22 protein-coding genes and 1 pseudogene are annotated in these 19,158 nt (G+C 73.4%); 7 read left to right on the top strand and 16 right to left on the bottom strand.

Annotated features, from left to right (window positions below; genetic code table 11):
* Nucleotides 1-207 precede the first annotated feature (207 nt).
* The 4 genes from JOE35_RS04010 to JOE35_RS04025 all read left to right on the top strand — a co-directional run bounded on the left by JOE35_RS04010 (nt 208) and on the right by JOE35_RS04025 (nt 3,975).
* A complete protein-coding gene (locus JOE35_RS04010) occupies nt 208-1,494 on the top strand; it encodes an ice-binding family protein (protein WP_209559967.1) in 1,287 nt (428 codons plus the stop codon).
* A gap of 197 nt (nt 1,495-1,691) precedes the next feature.
* Nucleotides 1,692-2,231 (top strand): MarR family winged helix-turn-helix transcriptional regulator, encoded by a 540-nt coding sequence (locus JOE35_RS04015; protein ID WP_209559968.1) that lies wholly within the window; start codon nt 1,692-1,694, stop codon nt 2,229-2,231.
* A 297-nt stretch (nt 2,232-2,528) separates the two neighbouring features.
* Nucleotides 2,529-3,602: a helix-turn-helix domain-containing protein gene (locus JOE35_RS04020; RefSeq protein ID WP_209559969.1), complete on the top strand. Its 1,074-nt coding sequence runs from the start codon at nt 2,529-2,531 to the stop codon at nt 3,600-3,602.
* 175 nt (nt 3,603-3,777) lie between these two features.
* Nucleotides 3,778-3,975, top strand: coding sequence for a hypothetical protein (locus tag JOE35_RS04025; protein ID WP_209559970.1), 198 nt, complete (start codon nt 3,778-3,780; stop codon nt 3,973-3,975).
* 124 nt (nt 3,976-4,099) lie between these two features.
* On the opposite strand, the gene JOE35_RS04030 is transcribed toward JOE35_RS04025, so the two are convergent.
* The 6 genes and pseudogenes from JOE35_RS04030 to JOE35_RS15470 form a co-directional block, all read right to left on the bottom strand.
* Entirely contained in the window at nt 4,100-4,531 is a 432-nt protein-coding gene (locus JOE35_RS04030; protein WP_209559971.1) for a BLUF domain-containing protein, read from the bottom strand.
* 196 nt (nt 4,532-4,727) lie between these two features.
* Entirely contained in the window at nt 4,728-5,159 is a 432-nt protein-coding gene (locus JOE35_RS04035; RefSeq protein WP_209559972.1) for a hypothetical protein, read from the bottom strand.
* Between the two features lie 362 nt (nt 5,160-5,521).
* The gene (locus JOE35_RS04040; RefSeq protein ID WP_209559973.1) at nt 5,522-6,493 is read right to left on the bottom strand and encodes a helix-turn-helix transcriptional regulator; all 972 of its coding nucleotides are present in this window, start codon (nt 6,491-6,493) and stop codon (nt 5,522-5,524) included.
* An 83-nt stretch (nt 6,494-6,576) separates the two neighbouring features.
* On the bottom strand, nt 6,577-7,419 hold the full coding sequence (locus tag JOE35_RS04045) for an SDR family oxidoreductase (RefSeq protein ID WP_209559974.1): 843 nt from the start codon (nt 7,417-7,419) through the stop codon (nt 6,577-6,579).
* Nucleotides 7,420-7,536: 117 nt separating this feature from the next.
* Nucleotides 7,537-7,734: a hypothetical protein gene (locus JOE35_RS15465; protein ID WP_245186784.1), complete on the bottom strand. Its 198-nt coding sequence runs from the start codon at nt 7,732-7,734 to the stop codon at nt 7,537-7,539.
* 124 nt (nt 7,735-7,858) lie between these two features.
* Nucleotides 7,859-8,602 (bottom strand): annotated as a pseudogene (locus JOE35_RS15470) (SDR family NAD(P)-dependent oxidoreductase); the annotation flags it as partial.
* Nucleotides 8,603-8,694: 92 nt separating this feature from the next.
* On the opposite strand from JOE35_RS15470, the gene JOE35_RS04055 reads away from it, so the two are divergent.
* On the top strand, nt 8,695-9,489 hold the full coding sequence (locus tag JOE35_RS04055) for an SDR family NAD(P)-dependent oxidoreductase (RefSeq protein WP_209559975.1): 795 nt from the start codon (nt 8,695-8,697) through the stop codon (nt 9,487-9,489).
* Nucleotides 9,490-9,615: 126 nt separating this feature from the next.
* Here the strand turns inward: JOE35_RS04055 and JOE35_RS04060 are convergent, their stop codons facing one another.
* Complete coding sequence (locus tag JOE35_RS04060) at nt 9,616-10,275, bottom strand: heme oxygenase (biliverdin-producing) (protein ID WP_209559976.1); 660 nt, start codon at nt 10,273-10,275, stop codon at nt 9,616-9,618.
* A 296-nt stretch (nt 10,276-10,571) separates the two neighbouring features.
* On the opposite strand from JOE35_RS04060, the gene JOE35_RS04065 reads away from it, so the two are divergent.
* The gene (locus JOE35_RS04065) at nt 10,572-10,916 is read left to right on the top strand and encodes a DUF3140 domain-containing protein (protein ID WP_209559977.1); all 345 of its coding nucleotides are present in this window, start codon (nt 10,572-10,574) and stop codon (nt 10,914-10,916) included.
* 135 nt (nt 10,917-11,051) lie between these two features.
* Here JOE35_RS04065 and JOE35_RS04070 read toward each other — a convergent pair whose 3' ends face one another.
* The 8 genes from JOE35_RS04070 to JOE35_RS04105 form a co-directional block, all read right to left on the bottom strand.
* Nucleotides 11,052-11,507, bottom strand: coding sequence for an SRPBCC family protein (locus JOE35_RS04070; protein WP_209559978.1), 456 nt, complete (start codon nt 11,505-11,507; stop codon nt 11,052-11,054).
* Nucleotides 11,508-11,717: 210 nt separating this feature from the next.
* Nucleotides 11,718-11,867 (bottom strand): hypothetical protein, encoded by a 150-nt coding sequence (locus tag JOE35_RS04075; protein WP_209559979.1) that lies wholly within the window; start codon nt 11,865-11,867, stop codon nt 11,718-11,720.
* Between the two features lie 125 nt (nt 11,868-11,992).
* Complete coding sequence (locus JOE35_RS04080; protein ID WP_209559980.1) at nt 11,993-13,621, bottom strand: serine/threonine protein kinase; 1,629 nt, start codon at nt 13,619-13,621, stop codon at nt 11,993-11,995.
* A 135-nt stretch (nt 13,622-13,756) separates the two neighbouring features.
* Nucleotides 13,757-14,221, bottom strand: coding sequence for a MarR family winged helix-turn-helix transcriptional regulator (locus JOE35_RS04085; protein ID WP_209559981.1), 465 nt, complete (start codon nt 14,219-14,221; stop codon nt 13,757-13,759).
* 193 nt (nt 14,222-14,414) lie between these two features.
* Nucleotides 14,415-14,735: a hypothetical protein gene (locus JOE35_RS04090; RefSeq protein WP_209559982.1), complete on the bottom strand. Its 321-nt coding sequence runs from the start codon at nt 14,733-14,735 to the stop codon at nt 14,415-14,417.
* Between the two features lie 106 nt (nt 14,736-14,841).
* On the bottom strand, nt 14,842-14,985 hold the full coding sequence (locus JOE35_RS04095) for a hypothetical protein (RefSeq protein WP_194612958.1): 144 nt from the start codon (nt 14,983-14,985) through the stop codon (nt 14,842-14,844).
* Nucleotides 14,986-15,187: 202 nt separating this feature from the next.
* Nucleotides 15,188-16,543: a hemolysin family protein gene (locus tag JOE35_RS04100; RefSeq protein WP_209559983.1), complete on the bottom strand. Its 1,356-nt coding sequence runs from the start codon at nt 16,541-16,543 to the stop codon at nt 15,188-15,190.
* Between the two features lie 95 nt (nt 16,544-16,638).
* Nucleotides 16,639-17,007, bottom strand: coding sequence for a VOC family protein (locus tag JOE35_RS04105; protein WP_209559984.1), 369 nt, complete (start codon nt 17,005-17,007; stop codon nt 16,639-16,641).
* An 82-nt stretch (nt 17,008-17,089) separates the two neighbouring features.
* Here JOE35_RS04105 and JOE35_RS04110 point away from each other — a divergent pair, with 82 nt between their 5' ends.
* On the top strand, nt 17,090-17,539 hold the full coding sequence (locus JOE35_RS04110; protein WP_209559985.1) for a MarR family winged helix-turn-helix transcriptional regulator: 450 nt from the start codon (nt 17,090-17,092) through the stop codon (nt 17,537-17,539).
* Between the two features lie 119 nt (nt 17,540-17,658).
* Here JOE35_RS04110 and JOE35_RS04115 read toward each other — a convergent pair whose 3' ends face one another.
* Nucleotides 17,659-19,026, bottom strand: coding sequence for a hypothetical protein (locus JOE35_RS04115; RefSeq protein ID WP_209559986.1), 1,368 nt, complete (start codon nt 19,024-19,026; stop codon nt 17,659-17,661).
* Between the last annotated feature and the right edge of the window lie 132 nt (nt 19,027-19,158).

A 19,158-nucleotide genomic window follows, 5' to 3' on the forward strand; every position in this document is an offset into this window, starting at 1 on the left:
CCGCCGGCCGGGCTGGCCCTCGACCGGGGGCCAGCCCGGGTACGCCGCGACGCCACCGGCCGGGGTACGTGCTGCCGCGTGCCCGCCGAGAGAACCGGCGCGATCATTGTGCTAGTTACGAGAAGCGCGTATATCTCAGGTAACGGGGAACACCAGCACGTCCGACACGTGTGGTCTGGTGCCTCCTCTCCGCAGTCAGGTGCCGCCATGGCCCGCACGACGTCCACCCTCCCCTTCGCGCGGACGGCCGTCGTGATCGGCGTCGCCGCCGCCCTCACGCTCACGGCCGCGCTGCCGGCCCAGGCAGACACGGTCATCGGCGGCCCGGTGGGGCTCGGCACCGCCGCGACCTACGGCGTGCTCGCGAGCTCGGCGATCACCAACACCGGCCCCAGCGTCGTCGAGGGCGACATCGGCGTGAGCGCCGAGGGCGCGATCACCGGGTTCGACCCCGCGACGGGCCCCGGCGTGATCGCGCCAGGAGGCGTCGTGCACGTCAACGACGCCGCCTCGGCCCAGGCGCAGGCCGACCTCACGACCGCCTACGACGTCGCACGGTCGCTGACCCCGCAGGAGTCCGGCATCACCGAGCTGGCGAACCGGTCGCTGACCCCAGGCGTGTACTCGGGCGGCGAGGTCGCGCTGTCCGAGAACGGCACCCTGACCTTCGCCGGCACAGCGGAGTCGGTCTGGGTGATCCAGGCGGCGAGCAGCCTCACGATCGGCTCGGCGACGTCGATGATCCTGCCTCCCGGCGCGAGTGCCTGCAACGTCTTCTGGCAGGTCGGCAGCTCGGCCACCATCGGCAGCGGATCGCAGTTCCGAGGCACCGTCCTCGCGCAGACCTCCGTCAGCGTGAACGACGGCACGACCGTCATCGGCCGCCTCCTCGCCCGCACCGGAGCCGTCACGCTCATCAACGACGCGATCACCGTGCCGCAGGACTGCGCGGCCGGCGACGTGACCAGCAACCCGACCATCACCTCCGGCGCCCCCACGACCGCCACGGCGGGCACGCCGTACACGTTCCCCGTGACGGCCTCCGGCGCCCCCTCGCCGACCTTCACCGTGACCGCGGGCACCCTGCCTGCCGGGCTGAGCCTCGACTCGACCACCGGAGTCATCTCGGGCACGCCCACCACGCCCGGCTCGACGACCGTGACGATCACCGCGTCCAACGGCGAGGCGCCCGTCGACAGCGAGACGTACGTCGTCACGGTCGACGCGGCAGCCGTCGTGCCGCCGGTCGTCGTGCCGCCGGTGACGCCGCCCGTGACGACGCCGCCGGTCACGACGCCGCCGGTCACGCCTGCCGTGCCCGTCACGCCCGTCGCCGACCGCACGCGCGGACAGCTGTCCGCAGGGCGCCTCGCGAACACGGGCGCCGAGAGCACGGCGCCCGCCCTCGTTGCCGGGCTGGCGCTGCTGTCGGGCGTCGCCCTCGTCGTCACCGCGTCGGTGCGCCGACGTCGCGGCGCGCACGTCGCCCGCTGATCCGTCCGGCCGGTCGGTCGATCGGCTGGTCGGTAGGTCGGCCCGAGGTCGGCCCGGCCGGCTGACCGGTCGGCCCGGCCGGCTGACCGGTCGGCTGGTCGCGCCGCGGTCGTGGCCGAGCCGCACCTGTGCTTGCATGGGCGCCTGCGGATGTCGACTCCCGACCCGGATGCTCGCGGACCGATCGAGAGGCCCTGATGAGCGACGAGACGACCGTGACCTCCGACGCTGACGAGGGGGCGCCTCCTCCAGTCGGGCACGAGGTGCGGACCGAGGGCGACAGCGGCGTCCTCGCCGCCATCTACGCCATGCAGGACGCCGAGGCGCTCTTCCGCGCCAGGCTCCGCAAGAAGCTGGGGATCGGCGCGAGCGAGCTCGCCGCCGTCCAGTTCCTGGCGCGGCTCGAGCTGCGCGGTGCCGACGCCCGGCCCGTCGACGTGGCCGCCCACCTCGGGATCTCGACGAGTGCGATCTCGCCGGTGGTCGTCCGGCTCGAGGGGCGCGGCTACGTCATCCGGCGGCCCGACCCGGCCGACGGCCGCGGGATCCGGCTCGCGCTGACCCCGGCGGTGCACGCCGCCGTGTTGGCGGCTGCCGGCGGCGGCAGCCTCGGGGCCCTGACGGCGGTCGCCGGCCTGGGCGACGTCGAGTCACGCCGGCTCGTCGCCTTGCTGGCGGGGGTCACGTCGGGCTACGCCGGAGGGGCCGCGCCCGACGTGCTGCTGCCTGCGAGCTGACCGGCCCGGGCCGCGGCTGCCGCATCACGTCCCGAGCATCACGTCGCGTCGCGGCGGGACGCGATGCTCGGAACCCGATGCGACACGGGCCGCGGTGCGGGCACCGCCGGGCAGGCCCGTGCTCTGGGGTGGTGACGTGGGGTCGTCGGTGCGAGAAGATGACGTCGCGACATCCCCGTGCCTGCACCTACGTGCCCGCACCTCCGTGACGAACCGGCTCGCCGCGACGTCCTGAGAGAGGCGGGTCCGCCTCACCAGCGGGCGGCGCCGGCCGGGAACGGACCAGGAGAACCACTCATGACCAGCACCGAGACCACCGACGTCACCGAGATGAGCGACGTCACCGGGATGAGCGACGCTCGGACCGCCGCGGCCGCCGCCGCCGACTTCGACACGGATCACGTCGTCGCCGTCGGCCCCGACGCGGAGCCGACCTTCGAGAAGGTCCAGTTCGCGACCGACGACCTCGAGGAGGCGCGCCGCAGCCTCGAGAGCGTGCTCGACGGCCGTCAGTTCCGGGCACGCCTCGCGGGGGAGCCGTTCGTCTCCCGCTTCGCCTCCGCGGGCGACTCACGCCTGAGCCTGCAGACCGGCACCTTCACCGCGCATCTCCAGGGCGTGATCCCGTGGTCGCGCGACTACGTCATGTCGTGGTTCCGCTCCGGGTCGGTGACCGTCGACTACCCGGTCGGACAGCTGACGAGCCAGGGCTCGCGACCGTTCCTCACGCCGAGCGAGACGTCGTTCGCGTTCTCGATGACGCCGCACCGGCACGGCATCGTCCACGTCGACGCGGCGTTCCTCGAGGCGGTCGCCACCGAGCGGCACGCGGGGCCGCCGCAGCGGATCGTCTTCGACTACGCCGCCGTGCCGACGGACGAGGCGCTCGACGCGTGGCGGACGACCCTCGGCGAGGTGACCCCGTTGATCGTCGGCGAGGAGACGCCCGCGCTGGCCCGCCACGCCGCCCAGCAGGCGCTCGTCCGGGGCATGCTCGACCTGTTCCCCTGGCGGGCGGTGGACGTCCCCGACACCCTGCGGACCGAACGCACCCGACGCCTCCGCCAGGCTGCCGAGTACGTGCACGCCTACGCCGACCGGGCCATCACCTCCGCCGACATCGCGACCGCGGCGGGCATGCACACCCGCACCCTGCAGCTGCTCATGAGCGAGCACCTCGGCTCGAGCCCGACGAACTACGTGCGGCACGTCCGCCTCGACCGTGCCCGGCAGGACCTGCTGTCGTCCGAGCCCGGCTCGGTGCTCGTGTCGGACGTCGCCCGCAGGTGGGGCTTCGGCAACCTCGGGCGCTTCTCCGCGTCGTACTCGGCGCGGTTCGGCGAGTACCCGCGCGACACGCTCGCGCGCTGACCGCGTCGCGTCGCGGGGCGTCCTGCGGCGGCCGGCCCGCGCCTCCTCGGGTGCCCTGTGGTGGCCGGCACGCGCATCCTCGGGTGTCCTGTGGTGCCCTGCCCGCGCCTCCTCGGGGCGAGGTTCACAGCGGGCTCGGGGCGCCCTTGCGGCAGGCGGGCGTACGGTCCGCGACATGAGCACAGACGACAAGTCCGCCGAGACGATGACCAGCCCGATGATGGACGGCGCCGAGGAGGCGACGGCCGAGGAGAAGACGGACGGCCTGTCCGAGCAGGCCGAGGCCGACCACCGCGACGGAGGCGGCACCGGCAGCCGCGAGGACGACGTGCGCGAGCGCGCCGCGCAGCACGACGCGCAGTCGGACGTCTAGCCGCAGGCTGAGCCGCACCGCACCGCACCGCACCGCATCGCGCTTCGTGCACTGCACCGGTTCCAGACCCGGTGCAGTGTACGAAACGAGGTGCGGTGTCGTGCGTCCGGCAGAGCCTGGGACGTCAGGCGCCCGCGGGCACCGGCGCGCGGAACCAGTCGAGCAGCGCGCGCACCGCAGGGTCGAGGTCGGGCCGGCGACGTGAGCCGTCGAGAGCAGCGCCGGTGACGTCCGCGTAGCCCGGGATCGCCCCGGCGAGCTCGTCGGTCGTGGGGCGGTAGCCCATCGACCAGTCGCCGAAGCGGGGCTCGTCGATCGACTCGCGCAGCAGCTCGACCACGTCGGTGTGCCGCGGATCGGCGGCGATGAGCTCGTAGCGGGCCTGCACGACGTCGTCGGGCCCCTCGAGCACCTGGACGAAGCGCCCCTGCTTGTGCATCAGGAATCCCGACAGCCCGAGCCGGCGGTTGTTCGCGCGGCTGTTCATGAGCAGGGTGGCGAGGTCGCCGTCGGTGTAGGGGACGCGCGAGGCGCTGGTGTAGACGATCGAGAGCATGGGGGCCTTTCGGGGGATCCCTCGAGCTTGCCCGTCGTGCCGCGAGTCGTCACGCCCCAGTCAGGGGGCGGCGCGGGTGCGCCCCTGCCCGCACCCGCGACCCGCACCCGTGGCTGCCGCACATCCCGCCCGCGCCCGCGCCCGCACCCGCTGAACCCGCGCACACCCGTCAGCGCGCGCGAGGGTCCACGCGGGTTCAGCGGGTGTCGACCGTGCGCCGTGACCGGCGACGGCCGCGCAGCAGGATGGCCAGGTACGCGAGGGCGCTGGCGCCGCACAAGGCGCTGCCGGTCCAGGCCACCGCTGCCGGGCCGTGGTCGAAGACGGCGCCGAGCACGAACGACAGGCCGACCGCGAAGGAGGTGAGCAGCAGTGAGAGGACCGGCTCCAGCCACGCCGGGCCGAGCAGTGCGGCTCGGGAGGTGTCGCGTCCCTCGTCGGCACGGCTCCGGGCGTCGTCCAGGCGGTCGCGGATCGTGAGGCCGATGACGGGGCCCCAGAAGGCGACGACTGCGGGCTGGCCCACCTGGGACGCGACGATCACGACGATCGAGGCCACCGCCCCGGCGACGTACCACCACGGGAACACGCGGCTGACGGGGACCGCGCGAGCGGACCTCCCGGTCACGCCGAGCTCGCAGTCAAGGGCACGTCTCCACGCTAGCCGCCTCCCACCCGCGAGGTGGCTGCTGAGTGCCCGCACCCGCGCGAACCGCGCACACCCGTCGGCGCGCGGCAGGGTGCGCGCGGGTTCTGCGGGTGCCGACGCCGCAAGCCGCCGCACCGTCCGCAAGCCGCCGCACCGTCCGCGTGCCGCCGCACCGTCCGCACCCGCGCGAACCGCGCACACCCGTCGGCGCGCGCGAGGGTCCGCGCGGGTTCGGCGGGTGCCGACGCCGCGAGCCGTCACCCCGTCCACGAGCTGTCGCACCCCGCAGCGGCGGGCGGGCCGGGGGCCGGCTTGGCTGGCGCGGCTGCGGCCGCAGCCGGCTAGCGCGCGAGCGTGTCGCGGGGGTACTCGCCGACGTGGTCGGCGTAGCTGGCCGAGAAGCGGCCGAGGTTGCCGAAGCCCCAGCGGCGGGCGACGGCGGCGATCGTCGTCTCGTGCGGCGACGCGGCGAGCAGGTCGGCGCGCACGCGGTCGAGCCGGACCTGACGGAGGTACGCCGACGGCGACGTGCCGAGGTGCTCGCTCATCGCGAGCTGCAGGCTGCGGGTGTGCAGGCCGACGGCGGCCGCGACGTCGGACGGGCTGATCGGCTCGGCCGCGTGCGCGTGCAGGTACTCGAGGGCGTGCCGCACCCGGACCGTGCCGGGCGTGCGGAGCGAGCGGGGCACGTCGACGACCTGCCAGCGCCAGGTGCGGAGCACCGCCCTCGCGGTGCTCAGCTGGGCCTCCAGACGGAGCAGGGGAGGGACGACCTCGCCGACGACGGCCTCGGTGGCCCCTGCCATCGTCGACCGCCAGTCCGCGATCGACTCGGCGCGGGGCGTGCTCGACACGTCGAAGGCGACGCGCTGCGACGGACCGCCGTGCAGCTCGGTCGCCGTCTGCTCGAGGAACTCGGTGCCGAGCCGCACGAGGTGGCTCTGCCGTGGCTCGAACTCGAACTCGAACGAGTCCTCGGCGGGGATGAGGAACGGCGTCGAGCCGTCGGTGTGGTAAGCGTCGGATCCCCGGTGCACCGTCGCCGAGCCGCTGCGGAACCACATCACGAAGTGCGTGTCCGGGAAGGGGACCTCGCCCTCCATGTGACCCGTGAAGTGCGACGTCTGCAGGGTGACCCGTTCGTCGCCCGCGGTGACGTACCGGTACGAGAACGGCGCCCCGGAGGGGCGGGCGTCGAAACGGCGCCCCCCGTGGTGGTCGGACCTGCTGCGGAGCACCTCGTGCAGGTCGGTGCCCTGGACGACCGTGCGGCTGTAGGCAGGCACGTCGAGGCGCTCGGACTCGTCCGGCATCACGGGCTCCTCTTGTCTCTGCGGGGACTGGGCAGAACGAGGTGCATCGTGCCACACACCGCCGACGCCCGACCTGATGGCGGTCAGTCGTCGTGGTCGAGCGACGCCGAGAGGTCGCGAAGGGCGTCGATCTGCCGCTGCACCGTCGCCTGCTTGGTCTCGACGGCGCGCATCGCGTCGGCGCCGGCGACGAAGCGCGCGGGCAGCTCGGGACCGTCCGACAGCGTGACGAGCGCGTCCGCCAGCTTCGCGGGATCGCCTCCTTGCTTGCCGTTCATGCCCTTCCAGCTCTCGATCGTGCTTGCCGTGCCCTCGGCGTAGTCGTCGACGTGCAGCTCGGGCCAGGTGGTCGACGAGCCCTCGACGAGCAGCTCGGTGCGGAAGAAGCCGGGCTCGACGGCCATCACCGAGATGCCGAAGCGGGCGACCTCGGCGGCGAGCGAGTCCGACCAGCCCTCGAGCGCGAACTTCGACGCGGCGTAGGCCGAGGTGAACTCGGCGCCGACGAACCCGGCGGTCGAGGTGACGGTGATCACCTGCCCCGAGCGCTGCTCGCGCATCACCGGCAGCACGGCGCGGGTCACCGCGAGCGGCCCGAAGAAGTTCGTCTCCAGCTGCGAGCGGAACTGCTCGGGGCTGAGCGTCTCGAAGTACCCCGCGAAGAAGTTGCCGGCGTTGTTGACGAGCACGTCGACTCGGCCGAACCGGTCGACGGCCTGGGCCACCGCGCGCTCGGACGCGGCCGGGTCGGTGATGTCGAGGGCGACGACGAGGAGGCGGTCGTGGGCTCCCACGGCCGACTCGACCGCCGCGACGTCACGGCCGGTGGCGACCACCGAGTGGCCGGCGGCCAGGGCGGAACGGACGATGTCGGTGCCGAGCCCCCGGCTCGCTCCGGTGACGAACCAGACGTGGCTGTCGGTCATGAGGTGCTCCTTCGTGAGAGGCGGGCGGCAGGTCGCCGCCGCGGGACTGTTCCCAGTCAAGACGCACGAGAGTGGCCCAGGGAGGCCCGCTCGTGAGGCGCCCTGCCAGGGCGCGTATCAGGCGCGCGAGCGCGCCTCCGCGTCGACGAGCGCGAGAGACACGTCCCAGAGACGGTCGGCCGCCGCGGGGTCGAGCGCCCAGGCGCGGACGCCGTGCAGCCCGTCGACGATCTGGTCGACGACCTCCGCCTCGTGACAGTCGTCGAAGTAACGGCCCCGCACCTCCGCCAGCTCGGGCGCGGTGGCGAGCAGCACGGAGGTCGCCGCACCCTGCTCTGGCGTCTTGACCGCGTCGGCCGCAGCGGGCGGCGAGCACGTCAGGGTCCCAGTGCTTCTGCAGGCCCGTCCAGATGCCGCCGGGCATGCACGAGTTCGCCACGATGCCGTCGTCGGCCCAGCGGGCACTCGCGCCGACCGCGAACAGCGCGTTCGCCGTCTTCGACTGGGCGTAGGCGAGCCCGGGCTCGTAGCGGCGCCGCCGGAAGAACAGGTCGTCGAAGACGACGGGCGACCCGCCGTGGCCGCTCGACGAGACGGAGACCACGCGGGCGCCGCCGGCCGCGGCGAGGGCGCCGTGCAGTCCGAGCGCGAGGGCGAAGTGGCCGAGGTGGTTCGTCGCGAACTGGAGTTCCCAGCCCGCCGGCGTGTACGTCTCGGGGGAGTCCATCACCCCCGCGTTCGCGATCAAGATGTCGAGCGGGCCGGTGAACTCGGCCGCGACGGCTTCGACCGAGGCAGGTCGGTCGAGGTGCAGCTCGACCACGTCGGGCACAGGCCCGCCGGTGGAGCGGGCGATGTCGTCGGCGACCGCACGCCCCGCTGCGACGTCGCGCACGGCGAGCGTCACCCGGGCGCCGGCCCCGGCCAGGGCGCGGGCCGTCTCGACCCCGATGCCCGAGGAGGCGCCCGTCACCAGGGCCGTCCGCCCGCCCAGGTCGACGCCCTCGAGTGTCTCGGCCGCAGTCGTCCTCGCCCCGAAGGTGCTGATGTCGCGTGTCGTCACGTGGTCCCTCTCGCTCGTTGCCGCGACCCTACGCCGGGCCGCCGACACTTCTGGCCCGCGGCCCCGGACCGACACGGGAGCGACAAGACGACGCGTTCTCCCACGTCGTCTTGTCGTCATCGCGACGGTTCGCCCGGCCGCCGTCCGGCCAGGAGCATGCTGGGGGCAGCCCCGGCGCAGCAATCCCGCCCGCCTCGACGGAAGGACCTCTCGTGCAGATCGACCTCACCGGCAAGACCGCCCTCGTGACCGGCTCTACCCAGGGCATCGGCCGCGCGATCGCGCTCGGCCTGGCCCGCTCGGGCGCGACCGTCGCGGTGAACGGACGCACGGCCTCCCGCGTGGACGAGGCGATCGTGGGCCTCCTCGAGGACGCGCCGGGCGCCTCCTTCGTCGCAGCCCCCGGCGACGTCTCGACCGACGAGGGTGCGCAGCAGGTGCTCGCCGCCGTGCCGCACGTCGACGTGCTGACGAACAACCTCGGCATCTTCGCCTCGGCCGACCCGCTCTCGATCGACGACGACGAGTGGCGCCGCTACTTCGAGGTCAACGTGCTCTCGGCGGTCCGCCTGATCCGCGCGTACCTGCCGGGCATGACCGAGCGCGGCTGGGGCCGGGTGCAGAACATCGCGAGCGACTCGGCGGTCGTGATCCCGGCCGAGATGATCCACTACGGCATGTCGAAGACGTCGTTGCTCGCGGTCTCGCGCGGCTTCGCCAAGGCCGCCGCGGGCACCGGCGTCACCGTGAACTCCGTCATCGCGGGCCCCACCCACACCGGCGGCGTCGAGGACTTCGTCTACGAGCTCGTCTCACGGGACCTGCCCTGGGAGGAGGCGCAGCGCGAGTTCATGAAGCAGCACCGGCCGCAGTCCCTCATCCAGCGTCTCATCGAGCCGGACGAGATCGCGTCGATGGTGGTCTACCTCTCGTCGACCTTCGCGTCCGCGACGACCGGGGCCGCGGTGCGGGTCGACGGCGGGTACGTCGACTCGATCCTGCCCTGACCGCGCGACGCCGGGGGCGGGCCCGCGGCGCGAACCTACGCGAAAGCGACAAGGCGACGTGATCTTCCACGTCGTCTTGTCGCTTTCGCGTCGCTCCGCCCGAGCAGCAGCGGCGGCGCGGCGGCGTCAGGCGGCGGCGCGGCGCGACCGGCGGTCGGCCTCGAGGCCGTCCAGGAGGCGGGTGTCCAGCGAGTGGGCCAGCGCGACCTCGGCGACCACCGCCTCCTTGTCGGCGTCGGTCCACGGGGCAGCGTCGAGCTGTTCGTGGTAGGTGGCGCGGAACAGCGCAGGGTCCGCGACCTCGGCGAAGACGTAGAAGCCGACCCCGTTGACGTCGAAGCCGTAGTGCTTCTGCAGCAGCGTGCTGATGAAGCGACCGCACGACAGGTCGCCGAGGTAGCGCGTGTAGTGGTGGGCGACGAACGCCCCGGCCGAGGTCGCGGCGACGGTCTCGAGCCTCTCGACGTACTCGCGAGTGGCCGGCAGAGCGACGACACGGTCGCTCCAGGCGTCGCCGAGAAGGAACTCGAGGTCCGACTCGAGAGCAGGCAGCCGGCTCATGCCGGTCGTCACGAACGGTGCGGCGACCGGGTGTCCGGCCATGGACGAGGAGGCGCCCTCGAGCGCGCGGTACACGAACCAGTACTGCGCCACCAGCTGGGCGTAGTCGTCGACGCCGCAGGTGCCGCGCAGCAGGTCGGTCATGAAGTCGGCGCCGCCGCTGGTGCCGTGACGACTGGTCGTCCGGGCCCGCAGGAACTCCGAGAAGGGGACGACGTCGGTCACGATGGACTCCGCTCGGTCGGACGGTGCTGCTGGCGGGGGTGGTGCTCGAGACGGCGGGGCCGCCTCCTGCTCGATCGTACTTAGGCGACCCTTACTTTGTCGAGTGGTCGGGTTCCATCTTCAGCATTCAGGAATTCGTGGCCCACGGCTCCTGATCCGTGCACGGTTCAGGACCGAGGCTCCCCCCGCCGCGAGGATCAGGAGCGATCTTCCTGAATGAGGAGAAGAGAGGAGGGGGAGAGGAGGGGAGAGGGGAGAGGAGGGCATGGCGCGAGGGGCGGGGGCATGCTGGGCCGATGGACGACGACGAGAAGAAGAGCATCCGCGACGACTTCCACGACGCAGTGAACATGACGCCGCACGAGCTCGAGCAGTGGCTCGAGACCGATGAGGCGAAGGAGGTGGGGCAGAAGTCCTCCGACGGCGCGGAGTCGGTCGGGCACGACAGCGGCCGCAAGATCGTGGGCATCCTGCGCACGAAGGTGGCCGACCTGGGCGACGACGACTACGCGCACATGAAGAAGGTCACGGGCTACGTGCACCGGCACGCCGCGCAGGGGCCCGAGGGCGACGCGCACGACTCGAAGTGGCGCTTCTCGCTGATGAACTGGGGCAACGACCCGGAGAAGAACGAGAAGTAGCAGCAGCAGCAGCAGCAGCGGCAGCGGCGGCACCAGCAGCGGCCGCAGCGCGACCGCGCACGACGACGGCCCCGCTCCTCCGGGAAGGAGGAACGGGGCCGTCGTCGTCTGCGGGCCGGAGCCCGCCGGTGCGGGCTACGCCTGCACGTCGCCGCGCCAGGCGCCGTCGGCCTGGCCCTTCGACTCGATGTACTGCTTGAAGTTCGCGAGGTCCTTCTTGATGGCGCGTCCGTCGGAGCCGATCGCCGCGCCGAGCTTCTCGAGCAGGCCGTCGGTCGTCCAGTCGATCTGCACGGTGACGCGCGTCTCGGAGTCGCTCAGCTTGTGGAACGTCACGACGCCGGCGTGGTCGACCTCGCCGCCGGTGCTCGTCCAGGCGACGCGCTCGTCGGGGTGCTGCTCGGTGATCTCCGCCTCGAAGGTCTTCTCGACCGGTCCGACCTTGACCTTCCACACCGTGAGGGTGGGGGTGGTCTGCGTGATCGACTCGACCTCGTCGAGGAACTTCGGGAACTCCTCGAACTGGGTCCACTGGTCGTACGCGGTGCGGACGGGGACCTCGACGTCGATCGTCTCGATGGCCTGTGCCATGGTGTTCTCCTCTTGTCGTGATGTCGTGGGGCAGGCGGACGAGCCCTCGAGGGGCTCTTGCCTGCCGACGTGAACGGTAGGAGGCGCGGAGCGGCGGCGTCCACGTGCAGAGGCGATGGTCAGGTGCCGGGTGACGCGGCGTCCCCCGGCTCCCGGTGCGGGCGGGGAGCGTACTCGCCCCGTCCGACGACGTGTCGCAGCGGAGTGCGGCTAGAAGAGGCCCAGTGCCGTGAACACGCCCGCCGTGGCCGTCGCGGTCGCGGCGAGGGCGGAGCCGACGATCACGAGGAGGGTCACCCGGCGCTCCCGGTCGCCGACGGACCGGGCGGAGGAGGCACGATGTGGTTCGGGGTACGTCACGGGTGCCTCCCTCAGGTCGGTCCCGGATCAGCCGGGCGCGCCCAGCATGGCCCTCCCTCGGCCGGAGCGCACCCACCAGTCCGGGGCACGTCGCTCAGCGGACAGGAGCGCCTGCGATCGGGAGGTCAGGGAGCCGCTGGTGCTCCGACGCCGCCCAGGTCGACCCCGGTGCCGCCGACTCCCTTGCCGTTGCCGTTGCTGACCCCCGCGCCCGCGCCGTTGCCGTTGCCGTTCCCGCCGCTGTTGCCGCCGTTCCCGTTCCCGTTGCCCGGTGCGGCAGGCTCGCTCGGCTGGGTCGGTGCCGGCACCTCCTCGACGGGTGTGCTCGGCTCCGGCGCGGGAGCCTCCGAGGTCTGCTCGTCGGTCGGCTCGGACGTCGACGGCTCGGGGGCGGGCTCCTCGACCTCCGTGGAGGGCGAGGGCGTGTCCGCGGGCTCCGGCTCCGTCTCGGCCGGGGTCGACTCGGCCGGTGCCGGGGTGTCGCTGGTCGCCGGTGCGACCGGCTCGTCGCCGCCCTGGGTCACGGCGAAGCCGATCAGGGCCGCGGCGCCCAGGGCGAGCGCGACCAGCCCGGCGATCACGACGCCGCGACGGCTGCGCCGCTCAGCAGGTGCGGAGGAGGCGCCGCCCCGGCCCCCGGGGGAACCGGCACCAGCACCAGCCCCAGAGCCCGCACCGGCACCGGTCCCGTCGCCCACGGCGCTGAAGCGCTCGGTCGCCGCGTCGGCGGCCCCGGGTCCCGCGAGCGCACCGGCGGCCCCGAGCCCGGCAGCAGCTCCCAGCCCGGCGGCAGCACCTGCCGGCAGGCGTCGCGTCGCTGCATCGCCGGCGCCGGCGCCGTCGGCGCTCGGCATCAGCGCCGTGGCCGCGCCCGTGCGCGCATCGTCGGCGCGTCCGCCTCCCGCGACCAGCGCCTCCGCCCGGGTGTGCACCTCGAGGGCGGTCGGCCGGGCGTCGGCCTCGCGCGCGGTCATGGCGCGCAGCAGCGACGCCCACTCCGGGCCGAGCGCGTCGGGCACGACGGGGTCGCGGTGCAGGCGCCCGGTCAGCGACTCCATCATGGATCCGGGGAAGGCGCGCTCGCCGGTCAGCGCCTCGAGCACGACGAGCCCGAGCGAGTAGACGTCGGAGGCAGGCCCCACCCGCGTGCCGAGCGCCTGCTCGGGGCTCAGGTAGGCGGCCGTGCCGAGGACGGCGCCCGTCGCGGTGACGCGGGTCGAGTCGACGAGCGAGGCGATGCCGAAGTCGGCGAGCTTGGGCGTCCAGCGGCGCCCCGGCACCGGCGAGGGGGCGAGCAGCACGTTGCTCGGCTTGACGTCGCGGTGCACGATCCCGGCCGCCTGCACGACGTGCAGGGCCCCCGCGAGGTCGGCGAGCAGCTGGGCTGCCTCGGTGGTGTCGAGCGGCCCCTCGGCCAGGCGCGACGAGAGCGACGGCCCGTCGACGAGCTCCATCGCCAGCCAGCCGGGCCCGCGGCTCGGCGCGACGTCGGCGTCGTACAGGGTCACCAGGGCGTGGTGGCTGAGCGAGGCCAGCACGGCGACCTCGTTCTGGGCCCGCTGGGCGTCGCCGGGGTCGGAGCCCTGGGCGCTCAGCAGCTTGACGGCGATCGTCCGGCCGAGCAGCTGGTCGTCGGCGCGGTGCACCGTCGACATGCCGCCGCGCCCGAGGACGTCGCCGAGGAGGTAGCGGCCGGCGAGGAGGCGCGGTGCGTCCCGGTCGTCCACGGTCGCGTCGTCGTCCCGGTCGTCCATGTCCCCGAGGTTACCGGGCGGCTGCGGGGTCGGTTCTCCGGCCGCCCGCGACGACCTGCGCGCCCGCGACGACCTGCGCGCCCGCAACGACTTGCGCGCCCGCGACGACATGCGCGCCCGGCCGGCCTGACGCGGCTAGCGCGCCGAGACGGGCGCGGCGGTCTGCTGCGCGGCGATCACCGAGCTGAGCTCGTCCAGGAACGCGCTGACCGCCTCCGCCTGTTCTGCGGGCACGCCCATCAGGAACTTCCGCACGTGCGGAGCGCTCGTGACCGTGTCGCAGGCGTCGCGCCCTGACTCGGTGGTCGTGACGATCTTGCGTCGGCCGTCGGCAGGGTCGGGGGTACAGGTGATCAGCCCCGCGTCCTGGAGGCGGTGCAGCAGGTTCGAGACCGCAGGAGTCGAGAAGCCGAGGGTCGCAGCGAGCGTGCTCGGCGTCATCGGCTCGTCGGTCTGCTCGGCGGCCAGCACGAGTGCGAGCGCGTCACGCTCGGTCCTCGGCAGCGTTCCCGCCGAGCTGCGTCGATCGAGTCGCTGCTCGGTGATGCGCCACGCCTCGAGCGCGGCGTGCAGCTTGGCTGCCTGGATCTTCTGGGGCATGCGGTCGGGTGTCCTCTGAGTGGTCAGGTCGTCGGGTGAGGCGAGTGCTGGTGCGGTGGTGTCGGGGCGTGTCGGGCAGGGCGGCGGATCAGGAGGAGCAGCGACGCTCAGTCGAGGTCGTCGTCGTCGATCGAGGTGTCGAAGTAGGCGACGTGGTCGACCGGCGCAGCGTCGAGGAGGCGGTCGGCGAAGCTCACGACGCCACCGCCATCTCGCGGTCGCCGCGGGCCGACACGGACTCGGGCTCGACGAAGAAGCTGCCGTAGGTGACCTCGACCGGCCGGGCCGCGTCGACGGACCTCGTGGTGCTCTCGATCGACTCGGCCATCGACGACACGACGTCGCGCACGCGGCGGCGACGCGGGTACGTCTCGATGCGGGCCGCGGGCACGGAGCGCTCGCGGACGTAGAAGCTGTCGAGCTCGGCAGCCGTGGGCCGCACGGCACCGCCGACGCGGCCGCTGATCGCGGCGACGAGGCCCTCGTGCGTGAGGCGACGCAGATCGGTGCTCATCGGAGCGACTCCGACTCGAAGAGCTCGGCCAGGTCGAGCGGCTGGGTCTCGGCGAGGAGGTGGTGGCCGGCGTCCGACAGCGGTGCCGTCGCGGAGGTCGAGGCGCTCATGCGCCGGCGCCCATCGCGAACAGCATGCCGGCGATGAGGGTGCCGCAGGCGGCGAGTGCCGAGGTGGCGACGACGAACAGCGTCAGCTGGCGGTCGGCGTCGCGGATCTCGGAGAAGGTGGTGTGCTGCGTGGTGGTCATGTCCTGCCCGTTCCTGTCAGCCCTGCGCTGACCTCGAGGTGCATGTGTTCGTGAGGCCTGTTGCTCTGCCTCGTACCGCCGTGAATCGGTACACACGAATGGTTACACAGACTCGCTAGTCGCTCTAACTAGATGGCAGAGAGAGTTCGCAGAACGGACATGGCTCGACGACGAGAGACCGTGACGAGCAGGTGCCGGGGGTCTACAGGGCTGTCGGAGCGGCGGGCCCCGCCGTCGCGGACGCCTCCGCTGGCGGCTCGGCGTGGTGCTCCAGGGGCGTGACGCGCACCGTCGCGATCCGGTAGCCCTCCATGCGGACCACCTCCAGCGTGGCGCCGTCGACGGCGAGGGTGTCGCCGACGACCGCGAGCCTGCCGAGCGCGTCGAAGACATAGCCGCCGACCGTCTCGTACGGGCCGTCGGGCAGCGAGACGCCGGTCTCCTCCTCGAGCTCCTCGACGATCAGGCCGCCCTCGACCTCGCGGGTCTCTCCCGCCTCCAGCGTGCCCTCGCCGCGGTCGCCGGTGTCGTACTCGTCGTAGATCTCGCCGACGAGCTCCTCGAGCAGGTCCTCCAGGGTGACGATGCCGTCGGTCCCGCCGTACTCGTCGATGACGACGGCGATCTGGTGGCCGTCGTCGCGCATGGTGCTGAGCGCCGCCAGCACCTTGGTGGTGCCCGGCAGGGCCAGGATCGGCCGCGTGATGTCGGCGACGGTCGAGGCCTGGTCGCCGCCCGCCGCGGGCACCGAGGCCATGAGGTCGCGCACGTGCACGAAGCCGAGCACGTCGTCCCGGCTGACGCCGACCACGGGGTAGCGCGAGTGCGGCAGGGCCAGCACTGTGCGGTAGCCGTCGCTGACGGACGAGTCGCCGCTGAGGAACGACACGTCCGGTCGCGGCTGCATCACCTCGGCGACCCGGCGGTCGTCGGCGTCGAGCACGTCGGCGAGGATGCTGCGGCTGTCCCGGTCGATCTCGCTCGTGTTCGAGATGATGTCGCGCACCTCGTCGGCCGAGACCTCGTCCTCCTTCTGGTCGGGATCGAGGCCGAGGAGGCGCCCCACGGCGTTCGTCGACACCGACAGCAGCCAGATGACCGGCCGCATCAGCCGGGCGAGGGCGTTCAGCGGCGGCGCGAGCGTCTTCGTGAACGCGACCGACTTCTGCATCGCGAGCCGCTTGGGCACGAGCTCGCCGAACACGAGCGAGAGGTAGGCCACCACGAGCGTCATGCCGATCAGGGCGACGGTCGACGCCGTGCTCTCGGCGAGGCCGAGCGCCATCAGCCCGGGCACGAGGTCGGGCGCGATCGTCGAGGCGCCGTAGGCCGACGAGAAGAAGCCCGCCAGGGTGACGCCGATCTGCACGGCTGAGAGGAACGTGTTCGGGTTGCGGACGAGCTGCCCGATCTTGCGCCCGCGCTCGCCGCTGGCCTCGATCGCGCGCACCTGGCTGTCGCGCAGGGTCACGATCGCCATCTCGGTGCCTGCGAACACCCCGCCGATCAGCACGAAGAGCACGACGAGGCCGATGTTGAGCAGGGTGTCCGTGTCCATGCGCCAGAGTCTGTCGGCGCAGGCCGGGAGATCACCTCGAACGTGCGCGAGGTGCACGGTCTGCACATCGCAGGAGGCGCGATCGAGGAGGTGCGTCAGGCCCGGTCGTGCAGGGTCACGTGGTACCCGTCGGGGTCGGCGAAGGTGAAGGTGCGGCCGAACGGGCCGTCGATCGGCTCGGCGACGACGGTGACGCCGGCCTCGACGAGGCCGGCGTGGATCGCCTGCACGTCGGTGGCGTGCAGCCAGAGCGCGACGCCGACGCCGGGCTGGGCGACGGCGTCGAGGTCGGTGCCGGGCAGGAGGCCGCGGAGCGCGAACGCGATCGGGGTGGTCGTGAAGACGACGGCGTGCGGCGGGCCCGCGGGGGAGCGGACGAGGCCGAGGTGCGTCTCGTAGAACGCCTGGGAGGCGTCGAGGTCGCGGACCTGGAGTGAGATGAAGTCGGGGCCGGTGACGGGCATGGGTGCTCCTGGTGGATGTGGATCGCGGGGTCGAATGCGTGTCAGTCTGCTGACACAGATCAACCTATGTCAGAATGCTGACATGAGTCAAGGCATCGACCTCGAGACGTCGCTCGGCTACCTGCTCAAGGAGGCGGCGAGTGCGCTGCGGACGGCGATGGAGGAGGTGCTCCGGCCGCTCGGCATGACCATCACGCACTACTCGTGCCTCGAGCTGCTGGCGCAGCGACCGGGCCTGTCGAACTCCGAGCTGGCGCGTGGGGCCTTCGTCACCCGGCAGTCGATGAACGTGCTGCTGCAGGCGCTCGAGCGCGACGGATCGGTGACCCGGCCGGCCGAGGCGCCCGTCGGCAAGGCGCTGCCGACCCGCCTGACCCCGGCCGGACGGCGTCGACTGGCGGCGGCGACCACGGCGGTGCGCGGCGTCGAGCTGCGCATGCTCTCGGGGATGAGCGAGGCCGACCGGCCGGAGGCCCGCCGCCTGCTGCGCAGCATGGTGGAGTCGCTGCGCGCTGTCTCGGCCGAGGGCTGACCAGGGCCCGTCCGCGCTCGCGGCGCCGACCTGCCGCAGAAGCGACGCGAGAGCGACGAACCTCCGTGATGTCCCGGGGAGGTTCGTCGCTCTCGCGTCGGTGAGGCTCGTGCCGAGGGTCAGACCCGGCGTCGGAGGCGCGCGGTCGTCGCGAGCACCCCGCCGAGCAGCAGCGCGAGGGCGGCGATCCCGGCGGGCAGCGCGGAGTCCGTGCCCGTGTAGGCGAGGGAACCGCCCCGGGTCGCGACCACGGTGTTGACCGGGACCCCGGTCGGCCCGGCGGGCGTCACGACCGGCGCTGCGGCCGCGGCGGCCGAGACGGTGAAGGGCGCGACGTCGGCGGGCACGGAGGTGTCGGACGTCTCGGTGTCGATCACGACGGCCGTGGTGCCGAAGTCGCCGGCGGGCAGCACGAACCGGGCCGAGAAGGTGCCGTCGGCGGCGATCGGCACGAGCGCCGAGGCAGGCCCCTCCGCGGCCGTGTACTCGACCGGCTCCCGGTCGAAGAAGTCCTCGTCGGGGGCGGCCTCGGCCTGCTCGGCCGTCGTGACGAGCGAGGTCAGGTCGGCTGCCGCCTCCTCGGCAGGTGCGTCGGCAGGCGCGTCGGACGACGACTGGCCGGTGCCGAACGCGAAGCCGAAGCCGACCTCGACGTCGTCCGGTGCGCCGACGACCACGACGGCTGCCTGCCCGGGCACCCCGCCGGAGCCCGTGACGGTCACGATGCCGGCGGTGGCGCCGACGGGAGCGACGACGACCGGGGCCGGGATCGGGTCCGTGACGGCCACCTCCGTGCTGCTGGCGTTGCCGTGCGCGTCGGTCACCGTCACCGTCAGGGTGCCGAGGGGGAGGTCGGCCGGGACCTCGACGTCGAAGTACGCCGTGCCGCTGGTGTCGAAGACGAACGGCAGCTGGCTCGGGTAGACGGTGAAGACGTCGTCGGTCGAGACCGCGTCGCCGTCGACGCGCGCCGAGACGGCGTCTCCGGCCGTGAAGCCCTGCGTGAAGACGGAGAACGCCGAGCCGGGGTGGGCGGCGCCGGGGTAGACCTCGACGCTCGGCTCGACCTCGGGGGCGACGACCACGACGGTGCCGGCTCCCTGGGTCGTCGGGGCGGAGGCGTCGGGGGCGGCGGCGGCGGAGCCGGGCTGGGCGGCGGCGATCGGGGCGGCGGCGGCCGTCGGGGCGGGACGCTGGCCGACCGCCGTGTTGCCCGTCGCGGTGCCGGAGGTCGGGCTCAGGGGCGATGCAGGAGCCGGGGTGGCGGGATCGGCCGGCGTCGCAGCCGCGTCCGTGCCGGACGGGTCGGCGGCGGGCGTCGGGTCGGCGCCGACGACCGGGGCCGTGGTGTCGGCTGCCACGGTCGGCGCGGAGGCGGCGGGGGCGGCGGGGGCGTCGTCGGCGAAGGCGGCTGCGGGCACGAGGACGAGCGCGGCGGTGAGGGCTGCGGCGCCCGCGGACGTGCGGAGGCGGTGGGACGTGGTCATGTGGTCTTCCCCAGGGAGCAGGACGCCTCGGGCGGGCGCCGTCTCGCTGACCGTAGGGTGCACCGACCCGTCGGCACGGGCCCCCGAACGAGCCGGAGCGGTCGCCGTGACCAGATCGTTGCAGGAACGTCC

It is taken from the genome of Frigoribacterium sp. PvP032, from assembly GCF_017833035.1.
GTDB lineage: Bacteria > Actinomycetota > Actinomycetes > Actinomycetales > Microbacteriaceae > Frigoribacterium.

Coding starts and splice junctions, on each gene's coding strand:
- JOE35_RS04010 (WP_209559967.1), top strand. CDS start 208: ATGGCCCGCACGACGTCCACCCTCCCCTTCGCGCGGACGGCCGTCGTG.
- JOE35_RS04015 (WP_209559968.1), top strand. CDS start 1,692: ATGAGCGACGAGACGACCGTGACCTCCGACGCTGACGAGGGGGCGCCT.
- JOE35_RS04020 (WP_209559969.1), top strand. CDS start 2,529: ATGACCAGCACCGAGACCACCGACGTCACCGAGATGAGCGACGTCACC.
- JOE35_RS04025 (WP_209559970.1), top strand. CDS start 3,778: ATGAGCACAGACGACAAGTCCGCCGAGACGATGACCAGCCCGATGATG.
- JOE35_RS04030 (WP_209559971.1), bottom strand. CDS start 4,531: ATGCTCTCGATCGTCTACACCAGCGCCTCGCGCGTCCCCTACACCGAC.
- JOE35_RS04040 (WP_209559973.1), bottom strand. CDS start 6,493: ATGCCGGACGAGTCCGAGCGCCTCGACGTGCCTGCCTACAGCCGCACG.
- JOE35_RS04045 (WP_209559974.1), bottom strand. CDS start 7,419: ATGACCGACAGCCACGTCTGGTTCGTCACCGGAGCGAGCCGGGGGCTC.
- JOE35_RS04065 (WP_209559977.1), top strand. CDS start 10,572: ATGGACGACGACGAGAAGAAGAGCATCCGCGACGACTTCCACGACGCA.
- JOE35_RS04070 (WP_209559978.1), bottom strand. CDS start 11,507: ATGGCACAGGCCATCGAGACGATCGACGTCGAGGTCCCCGTCCGCACC.
- JOE35_RS04080 (WP_209559980.1), bottom strand. CDS start 13,621: ATGGACGACCGGGACGACGACGCGACCGTGGACGACCGGGACGCACCG.
- JOE35_RS04085 (WP_209559981.1), bottom strand. CDS start 14,221: ATGCCCCAGAAGATCCAGGCAGCCAAGCTGCACGCCGCGCTCGAGGCG.
- JOE35_RS04090 (WP_209559982.1), bottom strand. CDS start 14,735: ATGAGCACCGATCTGCGTCGCCTCACGCACGAGGGCCTCGTCGCCGCG.
- JOE35_RS04095 (WP_194612958.1), bottom strand. CDS start 14,985: ATGACCACCACGCAGCACACCACCTTCTCCGAGATCCGCGACGCCGAC.
- JOE35_RS04100 (WP_209559983.1), bottom strand. CDS start 16,543: ATGGACACGGACACCCTGCTCAACATCGGCCTCGTCGTGCTCTTCGTG.
- JOE35_RS04105 (WP_209559984.1), bottom strand. CDS start 17,007: ATGCCCGTCACCGGCCCCGACTTCATCTCACTCCAGGTCCGCGACCTC.
- JOE35_RS04110 (WP_209559985.1), top strand. CDS start 17,090: ATGAGTCAAGGCATCGACCTCGAGACGTCGCTCGGCTACCTGCTCAAG.
- JOE35_RS04115 (WP_209559986.1), bottom strand. CDS start 19,026: ATGACCACGTCCCACCGCCTCCGCACGTCCGCGGGCGCCGCAGCCCTC.